This window comes from Mycobacterium sp. (assembly GCF_052144515.1).
Taxonomy (GTDB): Bacteria; Actinomycetota; Actinomycetes; order Mycobacteriales; family Mycobacteriaceae; genus Mycobacterium.
The window spans coordinates 1-2,919 of record NZ_JBKQQD010000081.1 but is presented as its reverse complement, the minus strand read 5'-3'; the positions used below and the strand labels follow the sequence as shown (position 1 = coordinate 2,919).

Genomic DNA, 2,919 nt, shown 5'->3' with positions numbered 1-2,919 from the left:
GTTTCGCACACTCGCCGATATATCGTATCTCATCACCTACGCACAAAACATCAACTCCGCTGACCCGAAGTTGGCTCGTGATTCTGAACTTGCAAAAGGGACCACGACCATATTTGTTGAGTGGATGGTCGCCAACATTCTTATAGAGGTTCTGTGGCATAAATTGCCGCACGGAGCCGTTAGCATCTCGTACCGGCTCAATGCTGCGAATGTGCCTAAACTCGTATTCCAACAGTCTCACGTTGTTCAGCCCCCGTCTCCACGTTCGATCTTGAACTCACATGCCTTCCGAAGCAAGAGGGGCTATAAGTGTCATGGCAACCATCAGTTATAGTCGTTAATGATAACGGTAGGGGATTTGGATGTGCATCGACGCCTTTCCACATATATTGCGATGTATCGTGGATTATATTTTCAATACCGTATTGGCATTAGAATCCCGTTGTTCACCAGGAACCATTAGACATACCTGTGCGAGTATCAGCAGCCATGAGACGGATTAGAGCTACCGTCTCTGGTAGATTCGCTTCCCAATCCTCATAGTATCGCCGTCCGCCTCCGCGTGTGTAACCCGCCAGGGTTTGTTCCGCAGCTTGCGGTCGTACGTCCTCGTGTCGACCAGGCCCAATACCTCAGCGACGCTGAGCTATTCGGTCCTCTGCACCAGCCGAGCGCGCTGGCGAGTACGATTTGCCAGGTAGGACTCAACCACCTTCCGCGTCAGCGCGGTCGGCATCCGGCCGTACACGACCACCGAAGGCACCCAGCCAGGAATCGGGCGAATATCCGGACCGGGCCAGACGAATGCGTTGGCTTCCATCGTGACGATCCATGCCGGGCGATCGTCCAGTCCGATGGCAGAATTAAGTTGAGCGGGGAAGGCCACAGCGTCGAATGGATCCTTCGGCGGTGTATAGGTTACTGCAAGCACCAGCACCCGGGTTTGCGACGGGCCAGCCGTAACGGAGACCGCCACAACCACGGCAGGCCGATCCTTGCGAGCTTCCTCGTGACCTCGGGCGCCTTCGTCCGCCCATAAATAAGCGTAACGAATCACGTCGCCACGCTGTGGCGGCGCCAGGTTCACTCGCCGGTCGCGGCAAAGCGCGTCAGGTCGGCAAGAAACTCTTCTGGCGTGTCCGCCGCCAGGAATGCCTGCTGGTCCCGCTGCTTGAGCCGTTCGTACTCCTCGACCGAGATCAGCACATTGCACGGCTTGCCATCGCGCGTGACCACGACCGGTTGGTTCAACGCGACGTCGCTGTAGTGGGTGAACTTGCGCACCAGGTCACAGGCGGTCGCGGTAATCTGTCCAGGCGGCATCGCAAGGTTCTCCCAGCTTCTGTGCGTCACATAGGCGAACCGCGGCCCGTGGCGTCACCGGGCGTGATGCGGGTCCCGGTCCCAGCCCGGCCATACCGGCTGACATGGCGCGTGACGGGCGGATCTCCGTGAGAGACAGCAGGCCAGGCGCGGTGCGGGAAGAGCCCCGCCTCACTCCCCCTCCGGCAGCACCCGGTCATACAGCGCCGCCAGCGGGATCGCGATGCCGACGCTGGGCAGCGCCACCGATGCGTCCGGCCCGGCGATCGACTCGAACACCCAACCAGCCGCTTGCCGCCGGTAGGCGTGGGCCAGCATCTCGTCCTGATAGATCTCGACAATCTCCTGCACACCCTCGACGGCTTGCAGGTCCGATCGCTTCTGGTCCCACTGCCGCTTGTGCCGCAGCTCCGATGGGGAGGCCACCTCGAACAGCACGCGAGGGTGTTTCCCGCAGCGGATCGTCGCATCCGGGATTCGCGCCGTGTCGCGCTGTTCATACTTGGGCGCGGCACCACTGCCGACTTCCGATCTGCATTCGGTGTGGCCGCGAAGACGGCCGTTGAGCTCATAAGTCAGGTTGCTGAGGATGACGCCATGTTCGGGACTGGGCGCCGCGTGCGCGACGATCGTGCCACGGACAAGTTCATAGCGCCAGGCAGGACCAAACTCGGACTGGTCGGTCCGCAGGAATGCGTCGGCGTCGAGGAACTGGGTGTTGCGTGAGGCTGTGTCCATGAGATGATGCTACCATAACCAGGACCGATCTGCCACGCTCCAGACGTGCCTCACCGGAGCCACCGCCGAAGCACGCTGAGACCAGCAAGGGAGAATGCACTTGGCCGAGACGATCCTGTTTCCCGGCGTCGTGGAGTGGTCCGGAGAAAATCCCGGCATCTCGCTGAAGGACCAGCCGGACGGGCCGTTCGTTGCCCTCGCGAGTTTTTTCCGCGTGGTGCTGTCGCCATTCGGGCGCGGCCACGCGCTGGTCCTGTTGCAGGCGCCGCAGCAGGCCACCCCGCCGGCAGAACGGGCGAATTTGTGCCTGACCGACAACGAAGCACTTGCGCGTTACCTGGTGGACGGGTTCGTTGCGAACTTCGGCGCGTTCAAGGGAACGCCGGGATTGGCCGGGGTGGCATTTCGCAAGCTCGACGCGGTTTCCGCATCGGGCGACCCGGGCAGCACGTATTCCGAGACCGTGCGCGCCGGCGACATGACCGTAGTGTTGACCTGGAGCGGCCTCGGCACGCCGTTCTGCTTCGCATTCCCGCCGGAGCGGTCGGCGACCGGCCGGCATCACATGCCCAGCCTGTTCGTTCCCTGCGCCGATGCCACCATATCGGTGAATGGCCGTGTGCTGCCGGGCAAGCCCGTGCCGCGCGATGTCGCCGGTTACTCCATCAGCACGGCGATGCTGGCATTCTCGGAGACGTGGATCAGGGCGTGACGCCGGCGCTGGTCGGCGCGGTGGGCTGGCAAGCGCGGTGTTCAGGTCTCCCGGCGCCAAACCAGGATGCCGACAACAGGCTTGCCGAACAGGCGGCTGGGTTGTTCCGGAGTGATCAGGGTCAGCGTATCGCCCTCGCGCCGGAA

Annotated in this window: 5 protein-coding genes; 1 reads left to right on the top strand and 4 read right to left on the bottom strand. The window is 62.1% G+C overall.

Annotated elements, in window-relative coordinates; all coding sequences use genetic code 11:
- From ACLP9N_RS04285 to ACLP9N_RS04270, 4 genes are all read right to left on the bottom strand, one after another.
- Positions 1-241: hypothetical protein (locus ACLP9N_RS04285; protein ID WP_442406226.1), on the bottom strand; the 241-nt coding region annotated here is incomplete at its 3' end.
- Positions 242-646: 405 nt separating this feature from the next.
- The gene (locus ACLP9N_RS04280; RefSeq protein ID WP_442406225.1) at positions 647-1,087 is read right to left on the bottom strand and encodes a hypothetical protein; all 441 of its coding nucleotides are present in this window, start codon (positions 1,085-1,087) and stop codon (positions 647-649) included.
- Positions 1,084-1,284, bottom strand: coding sequence for a type II toxin-antitoxin system prevent-host-death family antitoxin (locus ACLP9N_RS04275; RefSeq protein ID WP_442406224.1), 201 nt, complete (start codon positions 1,282-1,284; stop codon positions 1,084-1,086). Before ACLP9N_RS04275 ends, ACLP9N_RS04280 begins: the two co-directional genes overlap by 4 nt.
- A 210-nt stretch (positions 1,285-1,494) precedes the next feature.
- A complete protein-coding gene (locus ACLP9N_RS04270; RefSeq protein ID WP_442406223.1) occupies positions 1,495-2,061 on the bottom strand; it encodes a Uma2 family endonuclease in 567 nt (188 codons plus the stop codon).
- A gap of 100 nt (positions 2,062-2,161) precedes the next feature.
- Here ACLP9N_RS04270 and ACLP9N_RS04265 point away from each other — a divergent pair, with 100 nt between their 5' ends.
- On the top strand, positions 2,162-2,773 hold the full coding sequence (locus ACLP9N_RS04265) for a hypothetical protein (RefSeq protein ID WP_442406222.1): 612 nt from the start codon (positions 2,162-2,164) through the stop codon (positions 2,771-2,773).
- The last annotated feature ends 146 nt before the right edge of the window (positions 2,774-2,919 follow it).